The 24,348-nt window shown below is 67.9% G+C and carries 25 protein-coding genes and 1 tRNA gene; 20 read left to right on the top strand and 6 right to left on the bottom strand.

The window, feature by feature from the left end:
- The first annotated feature begins 4 nt into the window (after positions 1–4).
- The gene (locus EY822_RS04200; RefSeq protein WP_150307129.1) at positions 5–1,165 is read left to right on the top strand and encodes a UDP-N-acetylmuramate dehydrogenase; all 1,161 of its coding nucleotides are present in this window, start codon (positions 5–7) and stop codon (positions 1,163–1,165) included.
- Between the two features lie 96 nt (positions 1,166–1,261).
- Here the strand turns inward: EY822_RS04200 and EY822_RS04195 are convergent, their stop codons facing one another.
- Positions 1,262–1,813 (bottom strand): hypothetical protein, encoded by a 552-nt coding sequence (locus tag EY822_RS04195; RefSeq protein WP_150307128.1) that lies wholly within the window; start codon positions 1,811–1,813, stop codon positions 1,262–1,264.
- Positions 1,814–2,824: 1,011 nt separating this feature from the next.
- Entirely contained in the window at positions 2,825–4,027 is a 1,203-nt protein-coding gene (locus tag EY822_RS04190) for a pyridoxal phosphate-dependent aminotransferase (protein ID WP_150307127.1), read from the bottom strand.
- Between the two features lie 201 nt (positions 4,028–4,228).
- On the opposite strand from EY822_RS04190, the gene EY822_RS04185 reads away from it, so the two are divergent.
- The 6 genes from EY822_RS04185 to EY822_RS04160 all read left to right on the top strand — a co-directional run bounded on the left by EY822_RS04185 (position 4,229) and on the right by EY822_RS04160 (position 7,739).
- Positions 4,229–4,301: transfer RNA gene (locus tag EY822_RS04185), tRNA-Trp, on the top strand.
- Positions 4,302–4,388: 87 nt separating this feature from the next.
- Positions 4,389–4,676, top strand: coding sequence for a preprotein translocase subunit SecE (gene secE, locus EY822_RS04180; protein WP_150307126.1), 288 nt, complete (start codon positions 4,389–4,391; stop codon positions 4,674–4,676).
- Positions 4,677–4,796: 120 nt separating this feature from the next.
- Complete coding sequence (nusG, locus tag EY822_RS04175) at positions 4,797–5,834, top strand: transcription termination/antitermination protein NusG (RefSeq protein ID WP_150307125.1); 1,038 nt, start codon at positions 4,797–4,799, stop codon at positions 5,832–5,834.
- Between the two features lie 81 nt (positions 5,835–5,915).
- Positions 5,916–6,347: a 50S ribosomal protein L11 gene (gene rplK, locus EY822_RS04170; protein ID WP_150307124.1), complete on the top strand. Its 432-nt coding sequence runs from the start codon at positions 5,916–5,918 to the stop codon at positions 6,345–6,347.
- A 98-nt stretch (positions 6,348–6,445) separates the two neighbouring features.
- On the top strand, positions 6,446–7,138 hold the full coding sequence (gene rplA / locus EY822_RS04165; RefSeq protein WP_150307123.1) for a 50S ribosomal protein L1: 693 nt from the start codon (positions 6,446–6,448) through the stop codon (positions 7,136–7,138).
- A 67-nt stretch (positions 7,139–7,205) separates the two neighbouring features.
- Complete coding sequence (locus tag EY822_RS04160; RefSeq protein ID WP_150307122.1) at positions 7,206–7,739, top strand: GNAT family N-acetyltransferase; 534 nt, start codon at positions 7,206–7,208, stop codon at positions 7,737–7,739.
- Positions 7,740–7,763: 24 nt separating this feature from the next.
- Here the strand turns inward: EY822_RS04160 and EY822_RS04155 are convergent, their stop codons facing one another.
- The 3 genes from EY822_RS04155 to EY822_RS04145 form a co-directional block, all read right to left on the bottom strand.
- Positions 7,764–8,732 (bottom strand): NADP-dependent oxidoreductase, encoded by a 969-nt coding sequence (locus tag EY822_RS04155; RefSeq protein WP_150308750.1) that lies wholly within the window; start codon positions 8,730–8,732, stop codon positions 7,764–7,766.
- A 151-nt stretch (positions 8,733–8,883) separates the two neighbouring features.
- Entirely contained in the window at positions 8,884–9,516 is a 633-nt protein-coding gene (locus EY822_RS04150) for a YqaJ viral recombinase family protein (RefSeq protein ID WP_150308749.1), read from the bottom strand.
- Positions 9,517–9,609: 93 nt separating this feature from the next.
- Positions 9,610–10,626, bottom strand: coding sequence for a Gfo/Idh/MocA family protein (locus EY822_RS04145; RefSeq protein WP_150307121.1), 1,017 nt, complete (start codon positions 10,624–10,626; stop codon positions 9,610–9,612).
- A gap of 234 nt (positions 10,627–10,860) precedes the next feature.
- Here EY822_RS04145 and EY822_RS04140 point away from each other — a divergent pair, with 234 nt between their 5' ends.
- The 9 genes from EY822_RS04140 (at position 10,861) to EY822_RS04100 (ending at position 19,008) form a co-directional block, all read left to right on the top strand.
- Positions 10,861–11,604 carry a sugar phosphate isomerase/epimerase family protein gene (locus tag EY822_RS04140; RefSeq protein WP_150307120.1) on the top strand — a complete coding sequence of 248 codons (744 nt, stop codon included), beginning with the start codon at positions 10,861–10,863 and terminating at the stop codon, positions 11,602–11,604.
- Complete coding sequence (locus EY822_RS04135) at positions 11,601–12,710, top strand: Gfo/Idh/MocA family protein (protein ID WP_150307119.1); 1,110 nt, start codon at positions 11,601–11,603, stop codon at positions 12,708–12,710. The genes EY822_RS04140 and EY822_RS04135 overlap by 4 nt, the downstream gene beginning before the upstream one ends.
- A 190-nt stretch (positions 12,711–12,900) precedes the next feature.
- A complete protein-coding gene (locus tag EY822_RS04130) occupies positions 12,901–13,152 on the top strand; it encodes a hypothetical protein (RefSeq protein ID WP_150307118.1) in 252 nt (83 codons plus the stop codon).
- Between the two features lie 9 nt (positions 13,153–13,161).
- Positions 13,162–14,049 carry a TOMM precursor leader peptide-binding protein gene (locus EY822_RS04125; RefSeq protein ID WP_150307117.1) on the top strand — a complete coding sequence of 296 codons (888 nt, stop codon included), beginning with the start codon at positions 13,162–13,164 and terminating at the stop codon, positions 14,047–14,049.
- Positions 14,037–15,434, top strand: a complete 1,398-nt coding sequence (locus tag EY822_RS04120) for a YcaO-like family protein (protein WP_150307116.1) — start codon at positions 14,037–14,039, stop codon at positions 15,432–15,434. The genes EY822_RS04125 and EY822_RS04120 overlap by 13 nt, the downstream gene beginning before the upstream one ends.
- Positions 15,435–15,442: 8 nt before the next feature.
- A complete protein-coding gene (locus EY822_RS04115; RefSeq protein ID WP_150307115.1) occupies positions 15,443–16,342 on the top strand; it encodes a SagB/ThcOx family dehydrogenase in 900 nt (299 codons plus the stop codon).
- Between the two features lie 65 nt (positions 16,343–16,407).
- Complete coding sequence (locus EY822_RS04110; RefSeq protein ID WP_227497015.1) at positions 16,408–17,292, top strand: ABC transporter ATP-binding protein; 885 nt, start codon at positions 16,408–16,410, stop codon at positions 17,290–17,292.
- Positions 17,289–18,026, top strand: a complete 738-nt coding sequence (locus tag EY822_RS04105) for an ABC transporter permease (RefSeq protein ID WP_150307113.1) — start codon at positions 17,289–17,291, stop codon at positions 18,024–18,026. The genes EY822_RS04110 and EY822_RS04105 overlap by 4 nt, the downstream gene beginning before the upstream one ends.
- 112 nt (positions 18,027–18,138) lie before the next feature.
- Entirely contained in the window at positions 18,139–19,008 is an 870-nt protein-coding gene (locus tag EY822_RS04100) for a TolB family protein (RefSeq protein WP_150307112.1), read from the top strand.
- Between the two features lie 84 nt (positions 19,009–19,092).
- Here EY822_RS04100 and EY822_RS04095 read toward each other — a convergent pair whose 3' ends face one another.
- Complete coding sequence (locus tag EY822_RS04095; protein WP_150307111.1) at positions 19,093–19,962, bottom strand: class I SAM-dependent methyltransferase; 870 nt, start codon at positions 19,960–19,962, stop codon at positions 19,093–19,095.
- A 559-nt stretch (positions 19,963–20,521) separates the two neighbouring features.
- Here EY822_RS04095 and nrdH point away from each other — a divergent pair.
- From nrdH to nrdF, 4 genes are read left to right on the top strand one after another with little or no spacing between them, the layout of a single operon-like run.
- Positions 20,522–20,755: a glutaredoxin-like protein NrdH gene (nrdH, locus tag EY822_RS04090; protein ID WP_150307110.1), complete on the top strand. Its 234-nt coding sequence runs from the start codon at positions 20,522–20,524 to the stop codon at positions 20,753–20,755.
- Complete coding sequence (gene nrdI, locus EY822_RS04085) at positions 20,752–21,147, top strand: class Ib ribonucleoside-diphosphate reductase assembly flavoprotein NrdI (protein WP_150307109.1); 396 nt, start codon at positions 20,752–20,754, stop codon at positions 21,145–21,147. The genes nrdH and nrdI overlap by 4 nt, the downstream gene beginning before the upstream one ends.
- 29 nt (positions 21,148–21,176) lie before the next feature.
- Positions 21,177–23,282, top strand: a complete 2,106-nt coding sequence (nrdE, locus tag EY822_RS04080) for a class 1b ribonucleoside-diphosphate reductase subunit alpha (protein WP_227497303.1) — start codon at positions 21,177–21,179, stop codon at positions 23,280–23,282.
- Between the two features lie 30 nt (positions 23,283–23,312).
- On the top strand, positions 23,313–24,332 hold the full coding sequence (gene nrdF / locus EY822_RS04075; protein ID WP_150307107.1) for a class 1b ribonucleoside-diphosphate reductase subunit beta: 1,020 nt from the start codon (positions 23,313–23,315) through the stop codon (positions 24,330–24,332).
- Positions 24,333–24,348 lie beyond the last annotated feature (16 nt).

Genomic DNA, 24,348 nt, shown 5'->3' with positions numbered 1-24,348 from the left:
CCCCATGCCGAGCGCACCCCTCTCCACCCTCACCACCATGCGCGTGGGCGGACCGGCCTACCAGCTGATCACCGTCCGCGACACCGACGCCCTCGCCGACACGCTCGATGCCGTGTGGTCCTCGGGCGAGGACTGGCTCGTGCTCGGCGGCGGCTCGAATCTCGTGGTGTCCGACGACGGCTTCGACGGCACCGTGCTGCACCTCGCCACCCGTGGCGTGGAACGACTGCCGTCCGAGCCCGGCACGGTGCGCATCCGAGTGCAGGCGGGCGAACCGTGGGACGAACTCGTGGCGTACACCGTCGAGCAGGGCTGGGCGGGGCTCGAGGCGTTGTCGGGCATTCCGGGCTCCACCGGTGCATCGCCCATCCAGAACATCGGCGCGTACGGGCAGGAACTGTCGGCGACCCTGATTGCGGTGGATTTCGTCGACTACGAGACCGGTGAGCGCGCGGCGCTCCCGGCGGACGAACTGGCGCTGGGCTACCGCACCTCGGTATTCAAGCGCGGTCGACGCGGCGTCGTGGTGGCGGTCGAGTTCGCGCTGACGGACGCCGGCGGCGCGGGGGAGAACGGCGGCGCGGCGCTCAGTTCGCCCGTCGCCTACGCGCAACTGGCCGACGCGCTCGGGGTTCCCCTGGGCGCTCGCGTGCCGCTCGGCGAGGTGCGCCGCACGGTGCTCGACCTGCGCGGGTCCAAGGGCATGGTGCTGGATGACGGCGACACCGACACGTGGAGTGCCGGCTCGTTCTTCACCAACCCCATCGTGCCGGAGCACGTCGCCCGCACGCTTCCCGCGACCGCTCCCCGGTGGCCGGTCTCGCCGGAACCGGCCGATCGCGTCATCCCGCTCACCGGATCCTTCACCGATGCGTCCGTCATCGAAGACGCCGTGCGCGACGTGCGGGCCGAGGTGGCGGAGGCGGACGGAGCGGTGAAGCTGAGCGCGGCCTGGCTGATCGAGAACGCCGGTGTGCGGCGCGGGTTCCGGCTGCCCGGTTCGGCGGCGGCGATCTCCAGCAAGCACACTCTCGCGCTGACCAACACCGGAGGGGCGACGGGGGAAGACATCGCCGAGCTCGCCCGCTACGTGCAGGGCCGCGTGGTGGCGGAGTACGGCATCCTCCTCACCCCGGAACCCCTCCTCGTCGGCCTCACCCTCTAGCCGCCTCTCGCCGCGGGGCATCCGGTGAGGTGCCCGATCGCGCTCTCGCACCCGTCGGCGAGGATGGCGTCGGGCACCTGACTGCCGAGGGGTGCGTTACTCCTCTTCGTAGTCGACCGAGGCGTCGACGGTGGTGGCGTCGAGGTACGGCTGGCCCTCCCAGTCGCCGAAGGTGTCGGGGTCGAGCACGATGCCCGTCCGCTCCTCGATCTCGGCGATGTCCAGCTCCACCATCGCGGTTCCGGTGACGCGCACGTCGGTGCCCTCGATGAGCCCGTCCACCTCGTCGGTGTGCAGCACCGGGAGGGCGTCGACGGTGGTGTCGTCGGTTCCCGCGATCGTGAAGACGTCGGGCGACAGGATCTCGTTCACCGTCGCGGACACGGTGACGGTTTCACCCTCGTACTCGTCGTACTGGTCGTACAGGTCCTGGTTGTAGAAGCCGTCGTAGTTCTCCGTGATCTCATCCTCGATGGCGGCATCGTTCTCATCGAGCTCCTGCACGTCTTCGACGGTCGCGCCCTCCTCGGGTCCGGCGGTGTCCTGTGCGCATCCGGTCAGGCCCAGGGCGAGCACCGGTACCGCGGCGAGCATTGCGAGGCGGCCGGTCCGGTGATGACGGTTCTCGGGGTGCATGACGGTGTTCATGGCGAGCTCCTCTTGCAGGTGGGCCGGCGCGACCTCCGGGGGAGGCGGGCCGGTACGGCTCGGTGCCGCTTCTCCACGGTAGGCACGGTGCACCGGCGATCGGGCGCCTCGGGGCGTCTTCGTTATGACTCCGCGACTCGGCCCGGGATGGCGCCGCAGGCGTGCTCCATCCGTTACCCGTCACCCACCGCATTCCCAGTCGCTCCTCCTCCGCGTCACTGGACCCACGGTCCCTGAGCTTGTCGAAGGGACGCGAGCGCGACCCGCCGGTCCAACCCACTGCCGCGGGCCCTTCGGCTTCGCGCGGGTGGTGTGCCGTGCGCGCGCATCCGCAGTATCCGCGCGTCGGGAGGCGAGCGGCGTGTCGGCGCACCCCCACGGTCCCTGAGCTTGTCGAAGGGACTCTCCGTGCGGCTTACGTCGTTTCGACAGGCTCAGCGACCGTGACAGAGCCGGGCGGCGCAACGCGCGCCACGGTCCCTGAGCTTGTCGAAGGGACGCTTCGTGCGGCTTGCGTCGTTTCGACAGGCTCAGCGACCGTGACAGAGCCGGGCGGCGCAACGCGCGCCACGGTCCCTGAGCTTGTCGAAGGGACGCTTCGTGCGGCTTGCGTCGTTTCGACAGGCTCAACGACCGTGACCGGGGACGCTTCGTGCGGCTTGCGTCGCTTCGACAGGCTCAGCGACCGCGGCAACGCGCGACCTACGGGTCCGTGCCGTCGATGGAGCGCGACGCGCCGGTCCTGCCCCTTGCCGCGGGTGTTCCGACCCGATGCGGGTGGCGTGCCGTGCGCGCGTGTCCGCAGCATCCGCGAGCCTAAAAGGGGGACGGTGTGTTGAAGGGATGACAGGACACGCGGCCGCTCCGGCCGAACGCCGCCGTTTCGTTCGTAGGCGCCTGCGGTTTTCCTCAATCGCCCCCGTTGATACGCGGGCGATCGACCGAAAGGGCGGCGCGACGCGACCGTGACCGCGAGGCGGCGCGACGCGACCGTGACGGGGAGGCGGCGCGTCAGGCGAGGAGGCGCTGCAGGCGCTGGACGCCCTCCAGAAGGGCGTCGTCGCCGAGGGCGTAGGAGAAGCGCAGGTACCCGCTCGGCCCGAACGCCTCGCCGGGCACCGCAGCGACCTCCGCCTTCTCGAGCAGCAGTTCCGCCACCTCGAGGGATGTCGTGGGTCGTACGCCGTCGATGTCCCGCTCGAAGAGGCCGCGCACGTCGGGATAGACGTAGAAGGCGCCCTTCGGGGTGGGGGTGACGATGCCGTCAATCTTGTTCAGCTCCGACACGATGGTGCTGCGCCGGCGGTCGAATGCCGCGCGCATGTCGTCCACGGTGCTCTGCGGTCCGTTCAGCGCGGCGATGGCGGCACGTTGCGACACGTTGGCGACGTTCGACGACAGGTGCGACTGCAGGTTGCCCGCCGCCGCGATGACGTCCGCGGGTCCGACCATCCAGCCCACCCGCCAGCCCGTCATCGCGTAGGTCTTCGCCACCCCGTTGACGAGGATGGTGCGATCGGCCAGGGCGGGTACGGCCTCGACGATCGACACGGCCCGCACGCCGTCGTAGGTGAGGTTCTGGTAGATCTCGTCGCTGATCACCCAGAGGCCGTTCTCCTCTGCCCAGGTGCCGATCGCCGCCGTCTGCTCGGGCGAGAACACCGCTCCCGTGGGGTTGGAGGGCGAGACGAACAGGAGCACCTTGGTACGCGGCGTGCGCGCCGCCTCCAGTTGCTCCACCGTGACCAGGTAGTCCTGCTCCGAGTCGGCGAACACCTCCACGGGCACGCCGCCGGCCAGCCGGATGGCCTCGGGGTAGGTGGTCCAGTAGGGGGTGGGCACGAGTACCTCGTCGCCCGGGTCGAGCAGGGTGGCGAACGCCTGGTACACCGCCTGTTTGCCGCCGTTCGTGACGACCACGCGGGATGCCGGCACCTCGAGACCGCTGTCGCGCAGCGTCTTCGCGGCAATCGCCTCCCGCAGGTCGGGCAGACCGGCCGCTGGCGTGTACCGGTGATTGCGCGGTTCCCGCGCCGCAGCCGCCGCTGCTTCCACCACGTAGTCGGGGGTGGGGAAATCAGGTTCCCCGGCGGCGAAACTGATCACCGGGCGGCCCTTGGCCTGCAGCGCCTTCGCTTTGGCATCCACCTTGAGCGTGGCCGACTCGGCGATCGAGCCGACGCGCGCGGAGATTCTGTTCTGCGTAAGACCCATGCCTACGAGCATAGGGCGGTTACCCCGTCCGGACCGGGGGCCGGGTCGATGCCGCGAGGGCCCCAACTTTACAGTCCATGGGGTGTCACCTAGACTTGCTCGGGTTGGTGAAGTCGGCCAAGCTTTTCTGCGCCCTTTTTCGTGAAGGGTGGCGTTCCCCGAGCGGTAACTCCTGGCGAAGCTGTGGTTCTTCGCTTCCATAGGGCGGTGGCTCAATTGGTAGAGCAGCGGTCTCCAAAACCGCAGGTTGCAGGTTCAAGTCCTGTCCGCCCTGCAAGATGATTCGCACGGGATTCCGCGCGAGTCCATCCCACGACGATCCGGATTTCGGATGCGGTCGAAAGCTCAGAAGGGTGAACGCGTGGCGCGAAAGATCGTCGACGAGCCAAGCGAGGAAATCGTCGCGAATGCCAAGAAGGAGAGCGCTGAGAAGCGCAATCCGTTCGGGCGGCTCGCGCTGTTCATCCGCCAGGTGATCGGCGAACTCAAGAAGGTCGTCACCCCCACTCGGAAAGAGCTCCTCAACTTCACGGGCGTGGTGCTCGTGTTCGTGATCGTGATGATGGCGTTCGTCTCCGGGCTCGACACCGTGTTCGGTTACGTCACGATCCTGGTCTTCGGTGATGGCAACATCACCGGGGCCCAGTAGGACCCGACAGCACCACTCCACCGGGCACGCACGCGCGGGAGCCGAGCGCCTCGCACACAGCCGGATACACCAGCGCGCACGACGCAGAAGCGCACACCATGCACAAGGGAAGAAGATTTAGTGGCTAAGTCACATCGCGACGACATCGATCTCGCCACCGCGGCAGAGCAATCCTCCGAGGTGGAAGAGGAGCAGGAAGGCGACCTGCAGACCGCCGACGGCGAAGCGTCGGAGTCCGCCGAGCACGGGGCGATCCACATCGTCGAGGGCGGAAGCATCGAGATGGATCTGGACGCCGCACTCGACGCCGCCGAGCTGGCGAAGGACCCCGAGGCCGACGCGATCGTCGACGACGCGCTCGACATCGACTCCCTCGACGAGGCCGAGGCCAGCGTGGAAGCGACCGAGGACGAGGCTGAGGAAGAAGCGCAGCTCGAGGCCGAGGAGCAGACCGACGAGGTCACCCCCTACACCGGCGAAGACGTGAACGTCGACGTGCTCGGCGATGACGCCGACGCGATCGAGGAGCCGGCCGAGGTCGACCCCTACGAGGCGTTCAAGACCGAGCTGCGGTCAAAGCCGGGCAAGTGGTACGTCATCCACTCCTACGCCGGGTTCGAGCGCCGGGTGAAGTCCAACATCGAGAACCGCATCGTCTCGATGAACATGGAGGACTACATCTACCAGATCGAGGTCCCCATGGAGGACGTCGTCGAGATCAAGAACGGCCAGCGCAAGATGGTCAACCGCGTGCGCATCCCCGGATACGTGCTCGTGCGCCTGAGCCTCAACGAGGACAGCTGGTCGGTCGTGCGTCACACGCCCGGTGTCACCGGATTCGTGGGCAACGCCCACAACCCCACGCCGCTGCGGTTCGAGGAGGCCTTCTCCATGCTGAAGAGCCTGGTGGAGATCGTCGACACCCCCGTCGCCAAGTCCGGCGGCGGAAAGGCCGGCAAGTCCGCCCAGCGCGTCATCCCCGCCGAGATCGACTTCGAGATCGGCGAGACCATCACCATCAAGGAGGGATCGTTCGCCGGCCTCCCCGGCTCGATCAGCGAGATCAAGCCCGAGAGCGGCAAGCTCACGGTGCTCGTCTCCCTCTTCGAGCGCGAGACCCCGGTCGAGCTCAGCTTCGATCAGGTCACCAAGCTTTAGAGACCACCGCGATCCGGATTCGCCGGATACTGCGGGAGCGCGTCCCATCCGGACGCTCGAGATGAATAAGAAGGAAGAACAATGGCACCGAAGAAGAAGGTAACGGGTCTGATCAAGCTTCAGATCAACGCCGGCGCCGCCAACCCCGCGCCGCCGATCGGTCCGGCGCTGGGTCAGCACGGCGTGAACATCATGGAGTTCTGCAAGGCCTACAACGCCCAGACCGAGTCGCAGCGCGGCAACGTCATCCCCGTCGAGATCACGGTGTACGAGGACCGCTCGTTCACGTTCATCCTGAAGACGCCCCCGGCCGCCGAGCTCATCAAGAAGGCCGCAGGCGTGGCGAAGGGTTCGTCCACCCCGCACACCGTCAAGGTCGCCAAGCTCACCCGCGAGCAGGTTCGCGAGATCGCCGAGCAGAAGCAGTCCGACCTCAACGCGAACGACATCGAGGCCGCCTCGAAGATCATCGCGGGCACCGCTCGTTCGATGGGGATCACCGTCGAGGCGTAGCCCTCCCGGGTTCCGCCGCACACGGCCGGAGCCCCCAGCACATCGTGGGAGAGCCAGCCTGGCTCAGCAACCACACTCTCGAATCAGGAGAAGCATTCATGGCAACGAAGTCCAAGGCCTACCGGGCCGCAGCAGAGAAGATCGAAGAGGGCCGGTTCTACACGCCCGCCGAGGCCGTGGGCCTCGCGAAGGAGACCGGGTCGGCGAAGGTCGACTCCACCGTCGAGGTCGCGCTGAAGCTCGGCGTCGACCCCCGCAAGGCGGACCAGATGGTGCGTGGCACCGTCATCCTGCCGCACGGCACGGGTAAGACCGCCCGCGTCATCGTGTTCGCGACCGGACCGGCCGCCGAGGCCGCGCTGGCCGCCGGTGCCGACGAGGTCGGTGGCGACGAGCTCATCGAGAAGGTCGCGGGCGGGTACACCTCGTTCGACGCCGCCGTCTCCACGCCGGAGCTCATGGGCAAGGTCGGTCGTCTCGGTAAGGTGCTCGGCCCCCGTGGCCTCATGCCCAACCCGAAGACCGGCACCGTGACGCCCGACGCCGCGAAGGCCGTGTCGGACATCAAGGGTGGAAAGATCGAGTTCCGCGTCGACAAGCACGCGAACGTGCACTTCGTGGTGGGCAAGGCGAGCTTCGCTCCCGAGCAGCTCAGCGCGAACATCTCCGCGGCTCTCGAAGAGGTCGTTCGTCTCAAGCCGAGCTCGGCGAAGGGGCGCTACATCCAGAAGGGCACCGTGTCGACGACGTTCGGCCCCGGCATCCCGGTGGACGTCAACGCCATCTCCTAGTACGTCGCTCGTTTCCGAAGGTCAGGGTCGCTACGGCGGTCCTGGCCTTCGGCGTTAAGCTGACCGCATGACAGAGCCGCGGATCGTTACGGCCTCGCCGGATGACACCGCCCGCATCGCGCGGTTGGCGGGCCTCACCTTCGCTCTCGCCTGCCCGCCCGGAACGGCGTCCTCGGCCATCGAGCAGTTCATCGAGGAGAACCTCTCCGAGGAGTGCTTCGACCGGTACCTCCGCGACCCGGCGCGACAGCTGCTGGTGGCCGATGTGAAAGGCACCGCGGTGGGCTACACCATGCTCGTCTTCGGGGACCCCGCCGACGAGGATGTGGCCACGGCGATCTCCCTGCGTCCCGCGGTGGAGCTCAGCAAGGTCTACGTGCTCGAAACCCACCACGGTGGAGGCGTCGCGGCGACGCTGATGGCGTCCACCCTCGACGCGGCCCGGGACCGCGGTGCGTCGGGCGTGTGGCTCGGCGTCAACCAGCAGAATCAGCGCGCCATCCGGTTCTACACCAAGAGCGGCTTCCGCATCGTCGGGTCGAAGACGTTCTTCGTCGGCCCGGAGAAGCAGTCCGACCACGTGCTCGAGCGCCGGCTGTAGAGCGTCGGGGGCTGTGCCTCGGCGTCAGCCGTCGCAGACCTTGAGCACGATCTTCCCGCGGGTATGACCGGCCTCCACCGCCGAATGGGCTGCCGCGGCCTCGGCGAGGTCGAACACGTCGCTCACGTAGACGTGCACGTCGCCCGACTCGAGCAGGCGGGAGATCATCGCCAGCGTCTGACCGTCGGGCGCGACCGCGAAGCCGGTGGCGCGCACGCCCGCGTTCGCCGCGTCATCCGCCATCGTGGTCCACTCGTCGGGGAGGGCGGTGACGAGGAGTCCGCCGTGCCTCAGCACTGATAGCGACCGGGTCGACGTAGCGTCCGTCGCGTTGCCGACGAGATCGATCACCAGGTCGACGTCCACGGCCACGTCCTCGAACCGCGTGGTGGTGTAGTCGATCACCTCGACCGCTCCGAGTTCGCGCAGCCAACTCGCGTTCTCCGAGGACCCGGTGGCGATCACGTGGGCGCCGAAGTGCGCCGCGAACTGCACCGCCAGGTGTCCCACACCACCGGCTCCGGCGTGCACGAGCACCACCTGGCCGGAATGCGCCTTGCCCACGTCGATGGCCATGCCCCACGCCGTGAGGGCCGCGAGGGGCACCGCGGACGCTTCGACGTGCGACAGGCGGGTCGGTTTGCGGGCGATGCTGGTGCTCGGCACTGACACGTACTCGGCGTAGCTCCCGGTGCCGCGCGGCACCGCGGTCAGGCCGAACACCTCGTCGCCCGGCGACAGCGGGTGCGCGTCGTAGGGCACTTCGGTGACGATGCCGCTGAAGTCGTAGCCGAGTGCCGCGGGGAACGATTCGAGCGACGCCGGGTACCGGGATCCCGCACGCATCCGCGCATCGAGCGGAGAGACTCCCGCCGCGACGACCTTGACCAGCACTTCGGCGTTCACGCGTCGTGGTGACGCCACATCGATCACCCGGAGCATGTCGGGTCCACCGGTGGAATCGATGGCGGCGGCACGCATCACGGGGCTCATCGTCATGTCCCCAGTCAAGCCGGGCAATGATTCCACCCGGTTACGGCGGTGTTCCCCGTCCGCTAACAATCCGGTACCCGAGGATGCGCTCGCACCGTGCCGGGAACGTGATCGGCAGCGGGCCGGCCGTGGGCGTCAGCGGCGCAGGGCGTCAGCGGCGCAGGGCGTTCGCCTCGCGGTGCAGCACGGAGATGAGCGTGTTCGCGAGCTGAACCAGGCGGTCGATCTCCGCGTCATCGCGATCGATCCAGCGGTGGTGGGGCTCGCCGCCGAGGGGCACGAAGTCGATGTGGCGTTCCCAGACCAGCAGGGTGCGCTCCGCCCCCAGCACGTACTGCTGCCACCAGACCTGCCGAAGGTAGGAGCGGGGAATGGACCGCCACTCCTTGTTCGTGGTCTTGATCTCGGCGAGGACGAGGGAACCGGCCCGCACCCCGACGCCGTCGGGGGTGGCGAGGTGGCGGCGCTGCCCGTGCGCGTGGAACAGGGCGGCGCTCGCGTCGATGTCGTGCTCCGACTTCACCCAGCGGGCGATCTCCGGCTCGCGCACCCGACCGTGATCGGTGTACGCGTTGCCGCCGAAGCGCGAGCCGTGCAGCTTCTCGTGGGCCACCGCGTCGATGGCCGCCGGCGACGACAGGCGCGCCACGTCGGTCGCGGTGATTCCCCTGCTGCGCGCCCGCATCCAGCCGACGCGATCGGTGGAGTGGGCGACGATGCGCGATACGTGGGGCGGTGTGTACGCCGGGACCTGGTCCTCCTCCTCCCACGGGAAGGTCAGCATCAGGTCGGTCACGGGATTCAGCGTACGTGACACCGCGGACTCTTCGTGCGCCGCATTGCGGCGTGCCGGTGAGCGTGCGACGACTCCGGCGCGTCAGGAGGCGCCGAGCTGGCTCCGGGCCTCGTCGATGGATTCGAGCACCTCGATGGCGTCGGAGAGGGTGTGCAGCGGATGCTCCGTGCGACCCTCGGCGATGGCGATCGCGGCAGCCACCGCCGAGACGCACAGGGCGTCGCGGCCGACCATGCCCGACGGGTCGATCCACGTCTCCGGGTCCCGGTTGGCGAGGCTGACCGTCACGCCACTCGGTCCCCAGAAGGACGGATGAACGGCGACCGATCCGGCGTCGCCGTAGACGGCCGCCGCGGACGGCGTGCGGGCTCGAAGGGACGTGCTGAGCAGGGCCTGCGCCCCGTCCGCCGCGTCGAGGACGAGAGCGGACTGCGCATCCACACCGGTGGGGGTGAGCGATCCGCGTGCGGTCACCCGTTCGGGACGGCCGAGGGCGAAGTGGGCGAACGACACGGGGTAGACGCCGAGGTCGAGCAGCGCACCGCCGCCGAGTGCGGGGTCGTTGATGCGGTGGGCGGGGTCGGCGGTGGCGACGGATCCGAAGTCAGCCGTCACGAGACCGAGCCGACCGAGGTCGCCGTTCTCGATCAGCTGGCGGACGATGTCGGTCTGGGGCAGAAATCGGGTCCACATCGCCTCCATGGCGAACACCCCCGCACCGCGGGCGGCCGTGGCGATCTCCGTCGCCTCCGCCGCGGACGTGGCGAGCGGCTTCTCGACGAGCACGTGCTTCCCCGCCGCGATCGCGAGGAGGGCGAGACGGGTGTGCTCGCTGTGCGGCGCGGCGATGTAGACGATGTCGACGTCGTCGTCGGCGACGAGATCCTCGTACGTCCCGTGCGCCCGCTCCACGCCGAAGTCCGCCGCGAACGCCCGCGCACGGTCGGCCGACCGCGATCCCACGGCCGTGACGCGTTGCCCGGTCGACGCGGCGACCGACGCGACCCAGTCACGGGCGATCCCACCGGGGGCGAGCACGCCCCAGCGGAGCACGGGCGCGGAACGGAGATCGGGGGTGCGGGGAGCGGGAATCGTCATGGCGGACTTCCTTCGTCGAGGACGGGCACGTCGAGGCTCGCAACCGGATGCCATTGCGGTGCCCGATGCTCGCCTCGACTCAGTGAAGCACAGGCACCGGCGGGCTCCTAGGGCCTGCCCGGTGCGCCTACTCGCGCCCCGGGGGAACATTCTTAAGTCTGATTAGATAGTGGTGGACCATACGGCCCACGCCCGGGCGTGCTGCTCGGGCCGACGTTTTCACTGAGGAGAACCGTGTCCCACAGAGACCTTTCCGTGCAGCTCTATTCGGTGCGCGAGCACATCGCCGCGGACCTTCCCGGAACGCTGCAGCGCATCGCGGGGATCGGCTACACCCGCGTCGAGCTCTTCAACTTCGTGGACAACGCCGACGCCTACGTCGCCGAACTCCCCGCTGCAGGTTTGACCGCGCCCACCGCCCACGCCCGCCTGGTCGGCCAGGACACCGCCCGCATCTTCGCGGCGGCACGCTCCATCGGCGTCGAGACCGTGATCGACCCCCACATCGACGATGCACGGTGGACCACCCGCGATGATGTGGCCGGCATCGCGGCCGACCTGAACGCCCTCGCCAAGGAAGCCGCCGAGCACGGCCTCACGGTGGGATACCACAATCACGCGTTCGAGTTGGAGAACCGCATCGACGGCGTCTCCGCCCTCGAGGTGCTGGCCGACTCGCTCGACGACTCGGTTTCGCTGGAGCTCGACACCTATTGGGCGGCCGTCGGTGGCGAGGACGTCCTGCCGCTGCTCGCCCGCCTCGGTCGGCGCGTGCAGTTCATGCACATCAAGGATGGGCCGCTGACCAAGGACGACAAGGAGCAGGTGGCGGTCGGCTCGGGCCGGATGCCCGTCGTCGACATCCTGGCCGCGGCACCGCACGCCCTCGCGGTGGTCGAACTCGATGACTTCACCGGAGACGTCTTCGATGCCGTCGCCGACAGCTACACCTACCTGAACGGACTGAACTCGAAGTGAGCACCCCCACGTCCCCCGTCGGAGTCGGCCTCATCGGCGCCGGCGTCATCAGCGACACCTATCTCGAAAACCTGACGAGCTTCCCCGACCTCAAGGTGCTGTTCGTCGCCGACCTCGACGAGCCCCGCGCCAAGGCCCAGGCCGAGAAGCATGGCGTGCCCGCCGGTGGATCGGTCGACGAACTCCTTGCTCACCCGGACATCGAGCTGGTGGTGAACCTGACCATCCCGGTCGTGCACGTGGAGGTCGGGCTGCGCGTCATCGCCGCGGGCAAGCACCTGTGGAGCGAGAAGCCCATCTCCCTGGACCGCGAGAGCGGCGCCCAGCTGCTCGATGCCGCCGAGGCGGCAGGCGTCCGCGTCGGTTGCGCACCCGACACCTTCCTCGGAGCGGGCCTGCAGACGGCGTTCCGCATCATCGCCCGCGGAGACATCGGCACTCCGCTCACGGCGCTCGCCCTGTTCCAGTCGCCCGGGCCTGAGAGCTGGCACCCCAACCCCGCCTTCCTCTTCCAGGAGGGTGCCGGACCGATGTTCGACGTGGGAGTGTATTACCTCACCGCGCTGGCGCACACGCTCGGGCCGTTCGCCCGCGTCGCCGGCCTCGGCTCCACCTCTCGTGCGTCGCGCGTGATCGGTTCCGGGCCGAAGGCGGGGGAGTCCTTCGACGTGACGGTCCCGAGCCACGTCGGCGCGCTGCTCCAGTTCGAGTCCGGCCAGTCCGGACAGGCCGTGTTCAGCTTCGACTCCAAGCTGCGCCGCACCGGGGTCGTCGAGATCGCGGGTACCGAGGGAACGATCGTCTTCCCCGATCCGAACAACTTCGACGGAGACATCCTCGTCTACGGTGCCGGTGAGGAGCCCACGGTGATTCCGGCCGTCGGCCACACCTCCACCCGGGGAACCGGTGCCCTGGAGATGGCGCAGGCGATCCGCGAGGGCCGACCCCATCGCGCGTCCGGCGCATCCGCTCTGCACGTGCTCGACACCATGGTGTCGATCGCGGAGTCGGTCGAGTCGGGCTCCTTCGTCGAGGTGGCGAGCAGCTTCGAGCCCTCGCCCGCGCTGCCCGAGGACTGGGATCCGAAGGTCGCCACCCTGCAGTAAGCCGCAGCAGCATCCCGTCCGGCCGATCGGCCGTCGAGTGGCCGGGGCATCGATTCGTCGGTGCACCGGCCACTTCGTTCGTCAGGGCGTGCCTCGCGAGAAGTTCTCCACAGATCCGCACCATCCCCTTGACTAGGGCGTAAAAGCACCTGCTATAAAAGCGGTATTCAGTCACTCTCAAGGAGGTCTCATGACACCACTTCTGCTCGACCGGACAAGCTCACCTGCAGCGGTTCCGGTCGACTCCGAACCGATCGACACCGAAGCGATCGATGCCGAGGCGATCGGCACCTTGGTTCTCGACGCGGAGACGATCGACACCTTTCCCTATCCGTTCGAGCACCTCGGGCGCGAGTTCGAGACCGTGATGGGCGACGTCTCACTGTGCTGCAGCACCTGCTGTACCTGCAGCTCGGGTGGCGGCAGGCAGCAGCCGAGATAGCTCGCGGCCATGCTCGACTCGCCCGCCTACGCGGTGAGTCCCCGCTTCACCGCGGGGGAGGTGGAGGATTCCCTCTACCTCCTCGGCGGTCGGGAACTGCTCACGATCGGACTGGGTTCAGCGCACCGGACACGTCTGCGGGGTCTTCTCGCCGGTGCGTTCACGGCCGGCGACCTGCGGCGGGAGTTCCCCGCCGATGCCTCGGCCGTGGTGCAGCTGATCGACCGGCTCATCGAGCGGAAGGTGGTGGTGCCGACATCGGGCGCTTCTGCCGATCTGAGCGTTCCGCTCGACGAGGCGGAACGCAACGGCGGTGACCGCTCGGCGATCGGCGACCCGCTCGCACCGTCCGCCGTCGGACGGATCGGGATCGTGGGCGACACCGACGTACCGCTGCTCGACGCCGTGCTCGCCGCCTTCCCGACGGTGACCCGGGTGGATCCCGAAAGCGCCGATCTCGTGCTGGCGTTCGCCTCGCCGGCATTCCTCACCGAGTTCAATCGGCGGGCGATCGGCGCCCGTCAGCGGTGGCTTCCCGTCCCGTCCTTCGACGGCCGCTTCCAGCGGATAGGACCGGTCATCGTTCCCGGGGTGAGCGCCTGCTTCGAGTGCGCGAATTCGCGCTGGGCGTCGACCACCGCCTTCCCGGACCGTTACGCCGCGGTGAGCGGCGCGGCACGACCCGGTCGACGTGACGCCAGTCTCGACGCCACGGTGCTCGGCTTCGCCCTGCGTTACGCGGTGCGCTGGCTGTACGGCCACGACTGGCTCGTGGCGAGCAACTTGCTCGTCTACGAGCCGAAGGTCTTCGAGGCCGGAGCGCATCCGGTGTTCCGGGTGGCGAGGTGCACCGCGTGCGGGCCGACTGCCGGCGAGGTGTATCCGTGGCGGGCCTGACCGGCACGCGGGCGACCGACGGGGCGCGCGTCGGCGGCGCGCCGGTGGTCGACGGTGCGTGGGGAGTCGATGGTGCACCGGTGGTCGACGGTGCGCGGGGAGTAGACGTGACCGACGTGGTGAGCAGGTTCACCGGACTGGTCCAGTACGTGCGCCCGATGTCGTTCACGCCCGACTCGATCCCCGACACCCTGTACTCGGCCCGCACCGCTGATGCCGGTTTCCTCACCGGGACCGCAACGGATCCCTTCAGCATGGGCCCGGGCGACACCCCGGAGGCAGCTCGCCGGGCATGCATCGGTGAGGCCGTCGAGCGGTTCGCGCTCGCCGATGCCCGACCGAGCGCTCGACAGGCGGTCGGGCGCATCCGTCGCGGGACGGCGCTCCGCCAGGTGCCACCGAGTGTCTTCTCCCGCTTCGCCGATTCGCAGTACCGGCAACCGGGCTTCCGCTTCGAGCGGGTGCGCGACGGGGACGTGATCGACTGGGTCGAGGGTATCGACGTGCACTCGGGTGAGCCGGTTCTCCTCCCCGCCCAGATGGTGCTCTTCGCGGACCCCCATCCTGTCGGCCTCGATGGTGAACGGATGTGCGAGCCGCACTACGAGACGGCGACGTCCTCCGGGGTCGCCGCGGGGCCGACCTTCCCCTTCGCCGCCAAGCGCGCCATCCTCGAGCTGGCCGAGCGGGATGCGTTCCAGCGCACGTGGTTGCTGAACGACCACCCGCCGAGGCTCGAGTGGGATCCGCCGCCGACGCAGACGTCGTCTGCGGCGCTGTCCCGGACGGCGGTGGAGCAGCTGCGCCGACTGGAGCGCACGTGCTCCCGCTTCGGCGCGGTCTTCTCCTTGCGGGTGCTGCCCTCTCCCCTCGGCATCCCGGTGCTGCTCGCCGTGCTGCGCAGCGGCATCACCGGTGTCGCCCTCGGCTGCGCAGCCGATATCGACGCCGACCGCGCGGCGCTCAATGCGGTGCGCGAGGCCATCCACACGCACAACTGGTGCCTCCGACTGCTCGCCGATCCGCCGATCGCGCCGGAGGCGATCACCGAGTTCGCGCACCACGTCGCCTTCCATGCGCGGCCGAGTGCCCGGCACTACTCCGCCGCGCTGGACGATTCCGCGCGACGGGTCGTGTCCCTTCCCCGTGTGCACTGGCCGACGGTCGTGGGCACCGCTGCTTCGCGGGGGATTCGTCTGTACCTGGTCGACCTCACGAGCGACGAGGTCGCGGCCGCGGGGTTCTCCGTCGTGCGCGCTCTCAGCCCCGACCTCGTACCGCTCGACGTGCTGCACGATGCGCGATTCCTCGGGAGCCCGTCGCTGCGGGATGCGCGGCACCCGCATCCCGAATCCCTCAATCCCCTTCCGCACCCTTTCCCCTGAGGGAGACCATGATCGACCACAGCATCGGCCCCGTATTCAGTGCGGGCAGCGTCATCGACCGCGGTACCGACGACCTCGCCGAGAACTATCACGAGGCCTCGAAGATCACGCGCATCACCCACACCGGCTGGACCGACGTGCGATTCCTGCAGCTCGTGTCCGCGGAGACGGGCGGACTGGGCGAGCCCACCAGTGCACCGGGGCTTCACCCGCGCATCCCGCTGCCCCCGGCGTTGCCGCTGCCGGGTGCTCTCGGCGCCGTGCTCGACCGACGGATGTCGTGGGCCCCGGAGGAGGTGATCGGCTCGCCGACTCTCGACCAGGTGGCCACCGTGGTGCACTACGCGTACTGCGAGCGACCGGACACCCCCGGTCGCCGGTACGTTCCGTCGGGTGGCGCGCTCTATCCGCTCGACCTCTACGTCGCGGTTCGCGACGTGCGCGGCCTTCCGCCCGGGATCTACCAGCTGGACCCGCTCGACCGGTCGCTGGTCGACCGTTGTCCGGGTGGCGGAGCGGATCAGCTCGAGGCTCTGGCACGGGCGACACCCTCGCTCATGTCGCAGGTGGCCGGTTCCTCGCCGGTGACCCTGTTCATCACCGCGAGCTTCGAGCGGGCACGCTACAAGTACGGCTTGCGGGGGTACCGCCTCAGCCTGTTCGAAGCGGGACACGTGGCGCAGAACGCGGGGCTCGTGGCGACCGCACTCGGTATGCCCTCGCTCGGCTGGGTCGGGTTCCTCGACCATGAGGTCGACGACACACTGGCACTCGACGGGGTCACCCAGTCGGCCCTCTACGCGTTCTCGTTCGGTGCCGGTGCCGGGGCCAGTGCCGGTGCGGGAGCCGGTGCCGGTGCCGGTGCCGGTTCCGAGTCCGCGGCCGGATCCGACGCGGGACGGCCGTGAGACCCGGCGGCGCGACCTCCCGGGGGAAGCCTCTGCCCGGTGCCCCGGCCGCCGAGTTCCGGGGTGTGACCAAGCTCTTCGGACCGACCACCGCGCTCGCCGATGCCTCCTTCCGGCTCGACCCCGGACTGGTGCACGCACTCCTCGGGCCGAACGGCTCCGGCAAGACCACCGCCATCGACATCCTCACGGCCACGCGCCGAGCGGATGCGGGCGTGGCATCGGTGTTCGGGCATCCGGTCGCCCGGGGCGGGGCCAGCACATCGCTGGTATCGCTGATGCCGCAGGCGGTCGACTTCCCCGACTACCTCACCTCCCGTGAGGTGCTGACGCTGTGGCTCGCGCACTACCCGGATGCGCTGAAGGTGCCGGATGCCATCACCACGTTCGAGCTGAACGACATCGCGGATCGGCAGACCGGGGGACTGAGCGGCGGACAGGCCAAGCGCCTCGCGCTCGCCTGCGCGGTGGCGAGCAGCACCCCTCTGATCGTGCTCGACGAGCCGTCGGCGTCGCTCGACGTGTACGGCCAGCGGTTCGTCACGGCGACGATCCAGCGGCTGCGCGATTCGGGTACGACCGTGCTGCTGGCGTCCCACGACATGCACGAGGTCGAGCGACTCGCGGACCGCATCCTGTGCCTCGACTCCGGCCGGGTGCTCGGCCAGTGGTCCGCCGATGATTTCCGCGCGCTCGCCGGCTACCGCTCGCTGTTCTTCCGCAGCACCCTGCCGGAGCATCGGGTGCGATTGCTGTGCGAGTCGGCGGGGATGGAGGCGCAGCGGGACGTGACCGTGCCGGGGCGCTGGCGCATCGACACACCGCGCTCGGATGACGCGGCTCGACGCCTGCTGGAGTGCGCGGTGAACCCCGGGCTCACGATCCGGGAAGCGGGCATCGGCGACGTCTTCGAACGCATCGTGGCGATGAGCGGGGAGCGCGAGCGATGAGGATCCTTCGCCGGCACGTGGTCGCGGAACTGCTCCAGTATCTGCGCACGCCCTCGTTCTACCTGCCCCTCTTCGCCTACCCCGTGCTGCTCTACCTCCTGGTCGGACTTCCGGGCGGTGGCTCGGGCGATCATCGCCTCGCGGTGCTGGTGGGCTTCGTGCTCTTCTCCGTGCTCGGAACCGTCACCTTCCAGTTCGGGGTCGGCGTCGCCGTGACCCGCCAGAGCGCCTGGGAGCGCTGGCTGTTCTCGGTTCCCGTACGCGCGAGCACGAGACTCGCCGCGCGATTGGCGGTCGCGTGCATCTTCTCGGCGCTCTTCGTGGTGCCGGTGATCGTGGTGGGCACGGTCGTTGGGAGAGTGGAGGTCGATCCCCGCACCGTCCCGGGCATCCTCGCCGCGATCCTGGCCGGAGCGGTGCCGATGGGGCTGATGGGTCTCGCGATGGGGTACTGGTTCCCGGTTCGGGGCGCACTGGGACTTGCGAATCTCGTGTACCTCCCGCTGTCGTTCCTGGGCGGATTGTTCAGCGGCGGTTCCACGGGCGGTGAGCCGTGGTCCGCCATATCGGTCTACCTGCCCACCGGTGCGTGGACGGCGCTCACCAACGCCTCGATCGGCATCGCAACGCACCCCGTTCCACTGGCCGTCGTCGTGCTGCTCGGCCATGCGGGTCTGTTTGGTACGCTGGCCGCGACGGGGTACCGACGGTCGCAGGCCATCCTGTTCCGGTGAAGGGCACCGCTCCCGACGGCGCTCCGGCGTCGCACCGGCCGCTGCATCCACGGCTCGCCCGTCGGTAGGCTCTTCACGCCGCCGCACCCTCGTGCGGCATGGAGGGGAACTCATGGTCGCGCGTCTCGTCATCGCCGAATTCGATACGGGTGCCACGCGCACGCTGCTCGAATCCGACACGCTGCACTTCGAAGCGCCGAACTGGTCGCCCGATGGTGAAGAGCTGTTCGTGAACGCCGACGGCGGGTTGTTCCGGCTGCCGGCCTCGCCCCCGCCCGGTTTCTCGGTCGACGACCTGCTACCCGTCGACCTTGGGGATGTGCCCGGGATCAACAACGACCACGTGATCTCCCCGGATGGCCGGTTCTTCTACGTGTCCGCGCACGACGGACACCTCTACGAGGTGCCGCGGGATGGCGGCTCGTCGCGCCGCATCACCAGTGCGCACCCGGAGGACCGCCGGTTCAAGCATTACCTGCACGGCATCTCGCCCGATGGGCGCACCCTCAGTTACATCGGCGGCGGACTCGACGACTCCGGCGACTGGACGACGAACGTGTACACGATCCGGGTCGACGGCACGGCCGACACCCAGCTGACCGACGATGCGTTCCCCGACGATGGTGCGGAGTTCGGCCCCGACGGGGAGACGATCTGGTTCAACTCCGAGCGGGGGTCGAGCACTCCCGGACACTCGCAGGTGTTCCGGATGAACCTCGACGGTTCCGGCCTGCGCCAGCTCACCGACGATGAGCGGGTGAACTGGTTCCCGCATCCCTCACCGGACGGATCGCGTGTCGTGTACATCAGCTTCCCGCCCGGCACGCTCGGTCATCCGGCCGACCACGATGTGATCCTGCGCGCGCTCGACCCCGAGTCGCTCGAGATTCGAGACATCGACTCGTTCAACGGGGGCCAAGGCACGATCAACGTGTCGAGCTGGGCGCCGGACTCCCGACGCTTCGCCTACGTCACCTACTGACCCCCGACACCGCTGACCCCTGGCACGACCGAGTGCCGGAACCCACTGAGCGATTTCTCCGGTACCGAGCATCGGGATGCCGGATCAATCGCTCAGTCGCCGCCTCGCTTCGCCTCCCGGCGCATCCACGGGTTCGGACGTGCGGTGGGCGACGCGCAGCTCGTACAGGTAGCGCTTGGTGATCGAGCCCTGGTGGTCGGAGTCGATGAGGTTCGCGATGCAGGCCAGCAGCCCGTTCCGGGACTCCGTCGGGAGCGCGCGGTGGCCGGAGTAGGTCGACAGGAGGGCCACGTACTCCGCCGTCGTGTACCGGACGTCCCGCTCGTACCTTCGCCGGATGGCAGGCGAGAAGAGCGCGGAGTCGTCGACCTCGTCGCGGTCGGCGGGAATCTCGTCCGCCGGAACGGTCCGCAAGCCCGGTGGGGTGGCCGGATCCCAGCGTTCGTAGCAGCCTTGGACCGCGTCGAAGAACTCCGCCGTGCCGCCCCGCACGTGCGTGGTTGTCACCGTGGCCAATGCGCCACCGTGCGATAGCGAGGCAGCGGCCTTGAGTGTGCGAATCGCCGGGTCGATCCAGTGCCACGACGTGAATGCCACTACGCCGTCGAATGGCTCACGAGGCAGCGTCCAATCCTCGAAGGACGACACGGCGACGTCGAGCCGCTCGCTTCCGAGGTCGCGCTCGAGAACGCGAGCGAGGTTCGCCCCGAGTTCGATGGCCGTGACGTGCACACCGAGGTCGAGGAGCGCCGCGGTCGCCTGGCCGGTACCGGGCCCCAGCTCGAGGACGCGGCTGCCGGGGCCGAGGGACGCGGTGGCCGACAGGTCGCGGATCAGCTCCTCCGGGTAGCCCGGGCGGGCGCGGGCATACAGGTCCGCGTCCTCGTCGAAGATCGCCCGGAGTCGCTCGATCGCCATACCGGAAGTCTCCGACGCGGACGCGCGATGCGCCATGCCCGCACGATGATCCGCCGCTGGGCACCCGCCGGTGAGCACTTTCTCCGGCATCGGGTGAGCGGATGCCGGATTGAGTGCTCATTGCGGAGCGCTCAATGCGGAGCGCCCAATGCGGAGCGGTCGGTGGAGGGTTCCGGACGCGCGCGGGTAGGGGAGGGCGCGGGAGGCGGGCGCCGCGGTGGCGACACGCCGAGCTCATCCGGAGGCGGGAAATCCGTTCGAACTTTTCGGCTGTGGAGGGCGGTATCGCACAGGTTCGATCGAACCCCCGAAAACTCGGGCATCACCCTGTGGAGAAACGGTGGAAAACCGAGGTCGAGATGTGGAATGTCGGTGGACAACCCTAGGTTGAACTACACGAATGTAACTACTGCATCTAGGGGTCGTTCCTAATGTCGGCACCCATATGTAGTATTGAAGTCTCGCAAGGGCACGATGATCCGAACCGGATCGACGGGCCGGAACGGGATGGCGAAGCTCGGCCGGGGGCTTTCGAATCGCCTTACCAACCGAACACTCGCCCGACCATTTCGGGCCACCAGAGGGGATCAACCGCATGGCTATCACCGTTTACTCCAAGCCCGCATGCGTGCAGTGCACGGCCACCTACCGCGCGCTCGACAAGCAGGGCGTCGAGTACGAGATCTTCGACGTCTCCGTCGACGAGAAGGCTCTCGAGACCGTCAAGTCGCTGGGCTACCTTCAGGCTCCCGTCGTCGTCACCGAAGACGACCACTGGTCCGGCTTCCGTCCCGACAAGATCGCCGCGCTCGCCGTACAGGTGGCATGACGCGACTCGTCTACTTCTCGAGCGTTTCCGGCAACACTCGCCGGTTCGTCGAGAAGCTCGGTCGGCCCGCGGATCGCATCCCGCTGTATGCGAGGGACGAACCGTTGCGGGTCACCGAGCCCTATGTTCTCGTGGTGCCGACGTATGGCGGCGGGAACGGCGAGGGTGCAGTACCCAAGCAGGTGATCCGGTTCCTCAACGATGAGGTCAACCGGTCCCTGATCCGCGGCGTCATCGGCGCCGGGAACACCAACTTCGGCGACGCGTTCTGCCTCGCCGGCGACATCATCTCGGCCAAGTGCCGAGTACCGCACATGTACAAGGTCGAAGTATTCGGCACACAAGATGACGTGACGATCGTCAACGAAGGATTGGATTCGCTGTGGCAGTAACACTCACGGAGGCGCCGGCAAAGCCGGTCATGGATTACCACTCGCTGAACGCGATGCTGAACCTCTACGGGCCCAACGGCGAGATCCAGTTCGACAAGGACAAGGAAGCCGCGAAGCAGTACTTCCTGCAGCACGTGAACCAGAACACGGTGTTCTTCCACACCCTTCGCGAGCGTCTCGACTACCTGGTGGAGAACGAGTACTACGAGCAGGCCGTGCTGGACCAGTACTCCTTCGAGTTCATCACGCGCCTGAACGACCTCGCCTACTCGAAGAAGTTTCGCTTCCAGACCTTCCTCGGAGCGTTCAAGTTCTACACGTCGTACACGCTGAAGACGTTCGACGGCAAGCGCTACCTCGAGCGCTACGAGGACCGCGTGGTCATGGCCGCGCTCAGCCTGGCCGGCGGCGACGAGACGCTCGCGGTCGACCTCGTGGAGGAGATGATCGGCGGTCGCTTCCAGCCCGCCACCCCCACCTTCCTCAACACGGGCAAGAAGCAGCGCGGCGAGCTCGTCTCCTGCTTCCTGCTCCGCATCGAGGACAACATGGAGTCGATCGGCCGTTCCATCAACTCCGCCCTGCAGCTCTCCAAGCGCGGCGGCGGCGTGGCCTTCGCGCTCACCAACATCCGCGAGGCAGGCGCCCCGATCAAGCAGATCGAGAACCAGTCGTCGGGCATCATCCCCGTGATGAAGCTGCTGGAGGACTCCTTCAGCTACGCGAACCAGCTCGGTGCCCGTCAGGGTGCCGGTGCCGTGTACCTGCAGGCGCACCACCCCGACATCATGCGCTTCCTCGACACCAAGCGGGAGAACGCCGACGAGAAGATCCGCATCAAGACGCTGTCCCTCGGCGTGGTCGTTCCCGACATCACCTTCGAGCTCGCCAAGAAGGACGAGGACATGTACCTGTTCTCGCCCTACGACGTGGAGCGCGTCTACGGTGTGCCCTTCGCCGACATCTCGGTGACCGAGAAGTACCACGAGATGGTCGACGACCCGCGCATCAAGAAGTCGAAGATGAAGGCGCGCGACTTCTTCCAGACGATCGCGGAGATCCAGTTCGAGTCGGGTTACCCGTACATCATGTTCGAGGACACGGTGAACCGGGAGAACCCGATCGCCGGCCGCATCAACATGTCGAACCTCTGCTCGGAGATCCTCCAGGTCAACACCCCGACCACGTACAACGACGACCTGTCGTACGACGAGATCGGCAAGGACATCTCCTGCAACCTCGGCTCGATGAACATTGCGCTGGCGATGGACTCGCCCGACTTCGGCAAGACCATCGAGACGGCCATCCGCGGTCTCTCGGCGGTGTCGGACATGAGCCACATCGGCTCCGTCCCGTCGATCGAGAAGGGGAACGACGCGTCCCACGCGATCGGGCTCGGCCAGATGAACCTGCACGGCTACCTCGCCCGGGAGCGCGTCTACTACGGCAGCGAAGAGGGCATCGACTTCACGAACATCTACTTCTACACGGTGCTGTTCCACGCCCTTCGCGCATCCAACCGCATCGCGATGGAGCGCAAGCAGACCTTCGCCGGGTTCCGCGACTCCAAGTACGCGGACGGTACCTTCTTCGAGAAGTACACCGACCGGGTGTGGGCACCGGCGACCACCCGAGTGGCCGAGTTGTTCTCGAACGCGGGCATCGCGATCCCCACGCAGGCGGACTGGGCTGCCCTGAAGGCGTCGGTGCAGGAGCACGGCATCTACAACCAGAACCTGCAGGCCGTGCCGCCGACCGGGTCGATCTCCTACATCAACAACTCGACGTCGTCGATCCACCCCGTCGCGTCGAAGATCGAGATCCGCAAGGAAGGCAAGATCGGTCGCGTCTACTACCCGGCGCCCTACCTCACCAACGACAACCTGGACTACTACCAGGACGCGTACGAGATCGGCCCCGAGAAGATCATCGACACCTACGCAGCGGCGACCCAGCACGTCGACCAGGGCCTCTCGCTCACCCTGTTCTTCAAGGACACGGTGACGACGCGGGACATCAACAAGGCGCAGATCTACGCGTGGCGCAAGGGCATCAAGACCATCTACTACATCCGACTGCGCCAGCTCGCGCTCGAGGGCACCGAGGTTGACGGCTGCGTCAGCTGCATGCTCTAACCGGTCGGCCCAGCTAAGGAATTCGTACTCATGACTCTTCTCGACAAGGTGAACTCCGCACAGCACGACCCCGCGCACGGCGGCAAGGTCAAGCTCGTGAGTTCCGTCAACGCGATCAACTGGAACCGCATCCAGGACGAGAAGGACGTGGAGGTCTGGAACCGCCTCGTCAACAACTTCTGGCTGCCCGAGAAGGTGCCGCTGTCGAACGACGTGCAGTCGTGGAACACGCTCACGCCGGAGGAGCAGCAGCTCACCATGCGGGTGTTCACCGGTCTCACCCTGCTCGACACCATCCAGGGCACGGTCGGAGCGATCAGCCTGATCCCGGATGCGCTCACCCCGCACGAGGAGGCCGTTTACACGAACATCGCGTTCATGGAGTCGGTGCACGCCAAGTCGTACTCGCAGATCTTCTCCACGCTGGCGTCGACGCCCGAGATCGACGACGCGTTCCGCTGGTCGGTGGAGAACCCGAACCTGCAGCGCAAGGCCGAGATCGTTCTGGGCTACTACCACGGCAACGACCCGCTGAAGCGGAAGGTCGCCTCCACCCTGCTGGAGTCGTTCCTCTTCTACTCGGGCTTCTACCTGCCGATGTACTGGTCGAGCCGCGCGAAGCTCACCAACACGGCTGACCTCATCCGCCTGATCATCCGCGACGAGGCCGTGCACGGGTACTACATCGGGTACAAGTTCCAGCGCGCCCTCGAGAAGGAATCGCCGGAGCGCCGCGAGGAGATCAAGAACTACACGTTCGACCTCCTCTACGAGCTCTACGAGAACGAGGTGCAGTACACGCAGGACCTCTACGACGAGGTCGGCCTCACCGAGGACGTCAAGAAGTTCCTGCACTACAACGCCAACAAGGCGCTGATGAACCTGGGCTACGAAGCCATGTTCCCGAGTGCCGTCACCGACGTGAACCCGGCGATCCTGTCCGCGCTCTCGCCGAACGCCGACGAGAACCACGACTTCTTCTCCGGCTCCGGATCGTCGTACGTGATCGGCAAGGCGGAGATGACCGAGGACGAGGACTGGGACTTCTAAGCGTTCGCTCGGAACC

Source organism: Planctomonas psychrotolerans (assembly GCF_008642235.1).
Classification (GTDB): domain Bacteria; phylum Actinomycetota; class Actinomycetes; order Actinomycetales; family Microbacteriaceae; genus Planctomonas; species Planctomonas psychrotolerans.
Note: the sequence above shows the minus strand (reverse complement) of the source record. Positions and strands in the feature narration are given on the sequence as shown.

Coding starts and splice junctions, on each gene's coding strand:
- EY822_RS04200 (WP_150307129.1), top strand. CDS start 5: ATGCCGAGCGCACCCCTCTCCACCCTCACCACCATGCGCGTGGGCGGA.
- EY822_RS04195 (WP_150307128.1), bottom strand. CDS start 1,813: ATGAACACCGTCATGCACCCCGAGAACCGTCATCACCGGACCGGCCGC.
- EY822_RS04190 (WP_150307127.1), bottom strand. CDS start 4,027: ATGGGTCTTACGCAGAACAGAATCTCCGCGCGCGTCGGCTCGATCGCC.
- rplK (WP_150307124.1), top strand. CDS start 5,916: ATGGCACCGAAGAAGAAGGTAACGGGTCTGATCAAGCTTCAGATCAAC.
- rplA (WP_150307123.1), top strand. CDS start 6,446: ATGGCAACGAAGTCCAAGGCCTACCGGGCCGCAGCAGAGAAGATCGAA.
- EY822_RS04160 (WP_150307122.1), top strand. CDS start 7,206: ATGACAGAGCCGCGGATCGTTACGGCCTCGCCGGATGACACCGCCCGC.
- EY822_RS04155 (WP_150308750.1), bottom strand. CDS start 8,732: ATGAGCCCCGTGATGCGTGCCGCCGCCATCGATTCCACCGGTGGACCC.
- EY822_RS04150 (WP_150308749.1), bottom strand. CDS start 9,516: ATGCTGACCTTCCCGTGGGAGGAGGAGGACCAGGTCCCGGCGTACACA.
- EY822_RS04145 (WP_150307121.1), bottom strand. CDS start 10,626: ATGACGATTCCCGCTCCCCGCACCCCCGATCTCCGTTCCGCGCCCGTG.
- EY822_RS04130 (WP_150307118.1), top strand. CDS start 12,901: ATGACACCACTTCTGCTCGACCGGACAAGCTCACCTGCAGCGGTTCCG.
- EY822_RS04125 (WP_150307117.1), top strand. CDS start 13,162: ATGCTCGACTCGCCCGCCTACGCGGTGAGTCCCCGCTTCACCGCGGGG.
- EY822_RS04115 (WP_150307115.1), top strand. CDS start 15,443: ATGATCGACCACAGCATCGGCCCCGTATTCAGTGCGGGCAGCGTCATC.
- EY822_RS04105 (WP_150307113.1), top strand. CDS start 17,289: ATGAGGATCCTTCGCCGGCACGTGGTCGCGGAACTGCTCCAGTATCTG.
- EY822_RS04100 (WP_150307112.1), top strand. CDS start 18,139: ATGGTCGCGCGTCTCGTCATCGCCGAATTCGATACGGGTGCCACGCGC.
- EY822_RS04095 (WP_150307111.1), bottom strand. CDS start 19,962: ATGGCGCATCGCGCGTCCGCGTCGGAGACTTCCGGTATGGCGATCGAG.
- nrdH (WP_150307110.1), top strand. CDS start 20,522: ATGGCTATCACCGTTTACTCCAAGCCCGCATGCGTGCAGTGCACGGCC.
- nrdI (WP_150307109.1), top strand. CDS start 20,752: ATGACGCGACTCGTCTACTTCTCGAGCGTTTCCGGCAACACTCGCCGG.
- nrdE (WP_227497303.1), top strand. CDS start 21,177: ATGGATTACCACTCGCTGAACGCGATGCTGAACCTCTACGGGCCCAAC.
- nrdF (WP_150307107.1), top strand. CDS start 23,313: ATGACTCTTCTCGACAAGGTGAACTCCGCACAGCACGACCCCGCGCAC.